General features: G+C 74.5%; 7 protein-coding genes. 3 read left to right on the top strand and 4 right to left on the bottom strand.

Going from position 1 to position 6,231, the window contains the following annotated elements; all coding sequences use genetic code 11:
- Positions 1-78 precede the first annotated feature (78 nt).
- Together AL2_RS30150 and AL2_RS30155 are read left to right on the top strand one after the other, a co-directional pair.
- Entirely contained in the window at positions 79-966 is an 888-nt protein-coding gene (locus tag AL2_RS30150; protein WP_067639594.1) for a glycosyltransferase family 2 protein, read from the top strand.
- An 8-nt stretch (positions 967-974) separates the two neighbouring features.
- Positions 975-1,802 carry a glycosyltransferase family 2 protein gene (locus tag AL2_RS30155; protein ID WP_067639596.1) on the top strand — a complete coding sequence of 276 codons (828 nt, stop codon included), beginning with the start codon at positions 975-977 and terminating at the stop codon, positions 1,800-1,802.
- 4 nt (positions 1,803-1,806) lie between these two features.
- Here AL2_RS30155 and AL2_RS30160 read toward each other — a convergent pair whose 3' ends face one another.
- Complete coding sequence (locus tag AL2_RS30160; protein ID WP_067639598.1) at positions 1,807-3,246, bottom strand: MFS transporter; 1,440 nt, start codon at positions 3,244-3,246, stop codon at positions 1,807-1,809.
- A gap of 108 nt (positions 3,247-3,354) precedes the next feature.
- Between AL2_RS30160 and AL2_RS30165 the strand changes: the two genes are divergently transcribed.
- Entirely contained in the window at positions 3,355-4,254 is a 900-nt protein-coding gene (locus tag AL2_RS30165; RefSeq protein ID WP_067639621.1) for a helix-turn-helix transcriptional regulator, read from the top strand.
- Between the two features lie 3 nt (positions 4,255-4,257).
- On the opposite strand, the gene AL2_RS38715 is transcribed toward AL2_RS30165, so the two are convergent.
- The 3 genes from AL2_RS38715 to mgrA are packed head-to-tail and all read right to left on the bottom strand — an operon-like array spanning position 4,258 to position 6,112.
- The gene (locus tag AL2_RS38715) at positions 4,258-4,587 is read right to left on the bottom strand and encodes a DUF6343 family protein (protein ID WP_210748803.1); all 330 of its coding nucleotides are present in this window, start codon (positions 4,585-4,587) and stop codon (positions 4,258-4,260) included.
- 4 nt (positions 4,588-4,591) lie between these two features.
- The gene (locus AL2_RS30175; protein WP_245667036.1) at positions 4,592-5,065 is read right to left on the bottom strand and encodes a YbhB/YbcL family Raf kinase inhibitor-like protein; all 474 of its coding nucleotides are present in this window, start codon (positions 5,063-5,065) and stop codon (positions 4,592-4,594) included.
- 21 nt (positions 5,066-5,086) lie between these two features.
- On the bottom strand, positions 5,087-6,112 hold the full coding sequence (gene mgrA / locus AL2_RS30180; protein ID WP_067639600.1) for an L-glyceraldehyde 3-phosphate reductase: 1,026 nt from the start codon (positions 6,110-6,112) through the stop codon (positions 5,087-5,089).
- Between the last annotated feature and the right edge of the window lie 119 nt (positions 6,113-6,231).

The raw sequence follows: 6,231 nt of genomic DNA on the forward strand, positions 1-6,231 counted from the left end.
AGTCGCTGGTGAACTAAAGTGCCAGGTGGTGACGGATGTGCGTACATAGAGGGTAGGAAGCCGGGTACGTGCGGGTTCATGCGCTTCACCGTCGTCGTCATCACCCGCGACAGGCGGGAGTCCCTTCTCGCCACCCTCGCGCACGTGCGGGAACTGTCCGAGGAAGCCCCGGTCATCGTGGTGGACAACGCCTCGCGGGACGGCACCGCCGAAGCCGTCGCGGCCGAATTCCCCGAGGTCACCCTGATCCGGTCGCCGGGCAATCTCGGCGCCGTCGGCCGCAATCTCGCGGTCGACCACGTCCGCACCCCGTACGTCGCGTTCTGCGACGACGACACCTGGTGGGACCCGGACGCCCCGTCCCGCGCCGCCGGCCTGCTCGACGCCCACCCGCGGCTCGCGGTCGTCACCGGGCGGATCCTGGTGGAGCCCGGCGGGCGCGAGGACCCGATCGTCCCCGAGCTGCGGGACTCGCCCGTCCCCGGGCCGGCGTGGCTGCCCGGCCCCGCGCTCGGCTCGTTCCTGGCCGGGGCCTCCATGGTCAGGACGGAGGCGTTCCGCGCGGCCGGCGGCTTCTCCTCGCGGCTGTGGCTCGGCGGTGAGGAGGAGCTGCTCAGCGCAGACCTCATGGCGCGCGGCTGGCACCTCTGCTACGCCGAGGACGTCGTCGTCCACCACGAGCCGTCCCGCCTTCGCGAAGCGCACCTGCGGCGCCGCCACGGCATCCGCAACACGCTGTGGTTCACCTGGCTGCGCCGCCCGCTGCCGGTCGCGGTCCGCCGCACCGCCGGGCTGCTGCGCACGCTGCCGCGCGACCGCGTCACCGCCGGCGCCCTCGCCGAGGCCGCCGCCGGGCTCGGCTGGGTGGCCCGCGAGCGGCGCACCCTGCCGCCGGACGTCGAGGACCGGCTGCGCAGCCTGGAGACGGCCCAGCGGGAATCCGCGGCCCGCCGCTACGTGAGCTGAGGGAGCACATGCCCGACGTGACCATCGTGGTGGCGACCCGCGACCGCGCTCCCGAGCTGCGCCGCAGCCTCGGCCACCACACCGCACCGGTCATCGTGGCCGACAACGCCTCCGCCGACGACACCGCCGCCGTCGCCGAGGCCGCCGGCGCCACCGTCCTGCGGCTGCCCCGCAACCGGGGCGCCGCCGCCCGCAACGCCGGCGCCGAGCGCGCCGCCACCCGCTACGTCGCGTTCGCCGACGACGACTCGTGGTGGGCGCCCGGCGCGCTGGAACGGGCCGTGGAGATCCTCGACGCCCACCCGCGCACGGCCCTGCTCGCCGCCCGCGTCCTCATCGGCGCGGAGGAGCGGCTCGAACCGGTCTCCGCGCAGATGGCCGCGTCGCCGCTCGGCCGGCCCGGGTGGCTCCCCGGACCGGCCGTCCTCGGCTTCCTCGCCTGCTCGGTCATCGTGCGCCGGGACGCCTTCCTCGACGCCGGCGGCTTCTCCGACGTCCTGCACTTCGCGGGCGAGGAGGAACTGCTCGCGCTCGACCTGGCCGCCGCCGGGTGGGGACTCGCCTACGTGCCGGAGCTCGTCGTCCACCACCACCCGTCCGCGGCGGGCCGCGACCCGGCCGGGCGGCGCCGCCGGGAGGTCCGCAACCGGCTGCTCACCGCGTGGCTGCGGCGCCCGCTCCCGGCGGTCGCCCGCACCGCCGCGTCCGCGCTGACCAGCCGGGACGGCCGCGCCGGCCTCGCCGCCGCGGTCCGCGCCCTGCCCTCCGTGGCCGGCGCCCGCCGCCCCGTCCCGCCCGCCGTCGAGGCGGCCCGGGCCCGGCTGTCGGAGTACTGAGCGGTCAGGCCCGGGCCGCGGTCCGGCCGCGGGCCAGCGAGAGGGCGAAGACGGCGCCGAGCAGGGTGGCGGCGGCGAGCGCCCAGCCGGTGCCGTACTCGGCGTGCCGGGTGGAGCCGCCCGACTCGGCCAGGGTGAGGAACAGGGTGCCGGCCGTGGCGATGCCGATCACCTGGGCCAGCTGCATGAGGGTGAGCAGCAGCCCGCTGGCGTCGCTGGCGTCCTCGGCGGGGACGTGCTGCAGCGCGGTCATCATGATGATCGGCATCACGCCGAGGCCGAACCCGATGACCACGGTCAGCGCCTCGTAGGCCGCGCCGCCGCCGGCGAGCGGGCCGACGCACAGGTAGCCGGCGGACGCGATCGCGAACCCGGCCGGGATGACCGGGCGGTGCCAGCGCGCGGGGAGCCGCTGCCAGTTCAGCCCGACCACGGCGAACGCCGTCACGCAGGGGATGAACGCCAGGCCCGACTCCAGCGGCGACATCCGCAGGTCGCCCTGCAGGTGCAGGGTGGTGGTGAACAGGAACGCCCCCCAGCTGCCCGGCCCGAACAGTATCGCCACGCAGGCCGGCACGAGCAGCGGCGCGCGCAGCACCCGCGCCGAGATCAGCGGCCGCCCGCCCGCGGCGGCCGCGCGGCGCTCCACGGCGACGAACGCGGCCAGGAGCACGGCGCTGGCGGCCAGCGACGCCCAGCCCCACCGCGGCCAGTCCAGCTCGTGCCCCATGATCAGCGGGACGACGAACAGCAGCACGGCGCCGGCGAGGGTCAGCAGTCCCGGCAGGTCCAGCTGCGCGCGCAGGTTCCGGAGGCCGGGCACGCCCTCGTCGCGGGGCAGGACGCGCGGCCCGGCGAGCAGCAGCGCCACCCCGATCGGCACGTTGACGAGGAAGACCGTCCGCCAGCCGGTACCGAACAGGTCGGCGCTGACCAGCAGGCCCCCGGCCGCCTGCCCGACCACGATGCCGCCCGCGATCACGGCCGAGTACAAGCTCAGCGCGCGGGCCCGGGCCGCGCCGGTGAAGTTCCGCTGGATCATGGACATGACCTGCGGGGTCAGCAGCGCGGCGGCGGCGCCCTGCAGGAAGCGGAATGCCACCAGCGTGCCGGTGGACGGCGCCAGCCCGCACGCCAGCGACGCCACCGTGAAGGCGGCGAGGCCGAGGTGGAACATGCGGCGGTGGCCCGCGAGGGCGCCGAGCCGCGCCCCGGTGATCAGCAGGACGGCGTAGGAGATGATGTATCCGGCCACGACGAGCTGCAGCCCGGCCCCGGAGGCGTGCAGGTCCGCCCGCATCGTCGGGAGCGCGACGTTGACGATGCTCGTGTCGAGGATGCCCATGAACTGGCCGAGCAGGATGACGGCGAGCAGCGGGCCGCCGGCTCCGTTCCGCGACCCCCGTTCGGGAACAATCCCGCGCAGATCGGTTGTCTGTGTCATGTGTTCAAGCGTGCGGCTGCGCCGGTACCCGTAACGAGAGCCTGGTGATACTGGTACTGGCAGCACCTGGAAGGCGCCGCCGACCGGAGGCAGGCTGGGGGAGTGACGATGACGACTGCCGAGACCATCACCGGGAAGGCCCCGGCCCGCAACGGCGCGGGGCCGCGCCGCCGCAGCGAGCTGGCCGCGTTCCTGCGCAGCCGGCGCGAGCGGATCACACCCGAGGACGTGGGGATGCCGCCGGGACTCCGGCGCCGCACGCCGGGCCTGCGCCGGGAGGAGGTCGCGCAGCTCGCCGGGGTCGGCGTGACCTGGTACACGTGGCTGGAGCAGGGCCGCCCCATCAACGCGAGCACGCAGGTGCTGGACGCGGTGGCCCGCACGCTGCGGCTGGACGGCGCCGAACGCGAGCACCTGTACCGGCTCGCCGACGTCCCCGACGCCGTGGTGGACGAGGAGACGGGGAACCTGCCCGAGGACGTCCAGACGGTGCTGGACGCGCTCGTTCCGATTCCCGCCTCGGTCGCCAACGGCCGGTCCGACATCCTCGCCTGGAACGCCGCCTACGCGGCGATCTTCCCGGCGGTCGAGGCGGCCCGGCCTTGCGAGCGGAACTCGATGTGGATGGCGTTCACGCTGCCGCCGTGCTGCAACCCGGTCGCGAACCTCATGGAGACGGCGCCCGGGCTCGTCGCGGCGTTCCGGCACCGCTACAGCCGGCATCTGGACGAGCCCGGCTGGAAGGACATCGTCCGGCGGCTGCAGGCGGTCAGCCCGGAGTTCGCGCGGCTGTGGGCGTCCCACGACGTCGCGCTGGCGGGATCGAGCACCAAGACCTTCCGGCACCACGCGGCGGGGGAGATCCGGACCAGGGCACTGCAGATGGACATCAGCGCCGCGCCGGGCGCGCGGCTGGTCACCTACACGCCCACCGACGAGGAGAGCCGCGGGCGGATCGCCTGGCTGCTCGCCCACCCGGAGGCCGCCGCCGCGGACCACCGCCACTGAGGCTCAGGTCCGGGCGCGCCTCGCGATCACGACGAGGTCGATCGCGGCGATCACGGCGACGGCCGCGCAGATGCCGGCGGCCGCCCACGACCCGTCCCCCTGCGCCCCGACCGCGAAGACGATCGCCGCCGCGACGGCGATGACCAGCGCGATCCCGGACAGGACCGCCCGCAGCCGCAGCGGGCTGCGGGCGTTCAGCGGCTCGCTGCCGCGCGGCTGCTCGTGCCGGTAGGGCCCGTGCGAGCCCGGACCGTGGAACTCCGGGCCGTACGGCTCGGGGCCGCGGCCCTCGGGGTCGAGCCGGTCGGGATCCGGCCGGTCGGGGGAGCCCATCGGATCACCTCGCGAATGTGCCGACGAGGGTGCCGGACGCCACGACCTTCTCCTCCAGGGCGTCCCGCAGATCCTCCGCGGTGAAGCCGTCCCGCAGCCCGGACGGCTCCGACAGCCCGTAGAGCCGGAAGAAGTACCGGTGCGGGTCGTCGCCGGCCGGCGGCTTCGGCCCGCCGTACCCGTCGGACCCGAAGTCGTTGCGGCCGGCGACGGCCTCCGGCGGCCGCTCCCCGGCGTCCAGGCCCGTGGACACCGGGTCGATCCCGGCGAGCAGCCAGTGCGCGAACGTGCCGGCCGGCGCGTCCGGGTCCTCGCAGGCCAGCGCGAGCTCGACGACCTCCTCGGGGGCCGGCGACCACTCCAGCGGGGGCGAGACGTCCCCGCTGTCGTGCGAATAGTCCGACGGCATCAGCGTGTGATCGTTGAACGCGGCGCTGCGCAGCATCATCTCTTCCATGTGCTGCTCGTGCCCGGTCACGCCCCGTCGATGCACACCTGATCAGCCCGCGCTGGAGGCCGCCCAGATGTTGATGCCCGCCTCGACGGCGTCCCGGTCGATGGCGGCCAGCTCGTCCGCCGTGAAGTCGAGCCGGTCCAGGGCCGCGAGGTTCTCCTCCAGCTGGGCGACGCTGCTCGCGCCGATCAGCGCGGAGGTGACCCGCCCGTCCCGCAGCGACCAGGCCAGCGCCAGCTGCGCGAGCGACTGCCCGCGCTCCCGGGCGATCTCGTTGAGCGTCCGGACGTGCCGCACGTTCTCCTCGCTGAGCAGGCTGGACGCGAACGACGTGCCCTTGCTGGCCCGCGACCCCGCCGGGATCCCGTCGAGGTACTTGTCGGTCAGCATCCCCTGCGCGAGCGGCGAGAACGCGATGCAGCCGGCGCCCTCGCGGCCGAGCGTGTCGAGCAGCCCGCCCTCGATCCAGCGGTTGAGCATCGAGTAGGACGGCTGGTGGATCAGCAGCGGCGTCCCCATCTCCCGCAGGATCGCCGCCGCCTCGGCCGTCCGCTCGGGGGAGTACGACGAGATGCCCGCGTACAGCGCCTTACCGGACCGGACGGCCCGGTCCAGCGCCCCCATCGTCTCCTCCAGCGGCGTCTCCGGGTCGAACCGGTGGCTGTAGAAGATGTCGACGTAGTCGACTCCCATCCGGCGCAGCGACTGGTCGAGGCTGGCGAGCAGGTACTTGCGCGACCCCCACTCACCGTACGGGCCGGGCCACATGTCGTACCCGGCCTTGGTCGAGATGATGATCTCGTCCCGGTAGGGCGCGAGGTCCTCCCGCATGATCCGCCCGAAGTTGATCTCGGCGGACCCGTACGGCGGCCCGTAGTTGTTGGCGAGGTCGAAATGCGTCACGCCGAGGTCGAACGCGCGCCGCAGGATCGCCCGCTGGACGTCCAGCGGCCGGTCGTCGCCGAAGTTGTGCCACAGCCCCAGCGAGATCGCCGGGAGCCGCAGCCCGCTGCGCCCGCACCGCCGGTAGGCGATCCGCTCGTACCGCTCACTGTCCGCAACATAGGTCATGCCGCGAGTATTTCAGCAGTTTTCTAGTGCGCTGACCCGGAATGATCACCGGGTCGGGTGACACGCCGTCGGGCTTGCCCGGTTCTGCCGGGTCTTGGTCCCACACTCGGTGAGGACGG

Source organism: Actinomadura latina NBRC 106108 (genome assembly GCF_001552195.1).
Lineage (GTDB): Bacteria > Actinomycetota > Actinomycetes > Streptosporangiales > Streptosporangiaceae > Spirillospora > Spirillospora latina.

Coding starts and splice junctions, on each gene's coding strand:
- AL2_RS30160 (WP_067639598.1), bottom strand. CDS start 3,246: ATGACACAGACAACCGATCTGCGCGGGATTGTTCCCGAACGGGGGTCG.
- mgrA (WP_067639600.1), bottom strand. CDS start 6,112: ATGACCTATGTTGCGGACAGTGAGCGGTACGAGCGGATCGCCTACCGG.
- AL2_RS30155 (WP_067639596.1), top strand. CDS start 975: ATGCCCGACGTGACCATCGTGGTGGCGACCCGCGACCGCGCTCCCGAG.
- AL2_RS30150 (WP_067639594.1), top strand. CDS start 79: ATGCGCTTCACCGTCGTCGTCATCACCCGCGACAGGCGGGAGTCCCTT.
- AL2_RS38715 (WP_210748803.1), bottom strand. CDS start 4,587: ATGGGCTCCCCCGACCGGCCGGATCCCGACCGGCTCGACCCCGAGGGC.
- AL2_RS30165 (WP_067639621.1), top strand. CDS start 3,355: ATGACGACTGCCGAGACCATCACCGGGAAGGCCCCGGCCCGCAACGGC.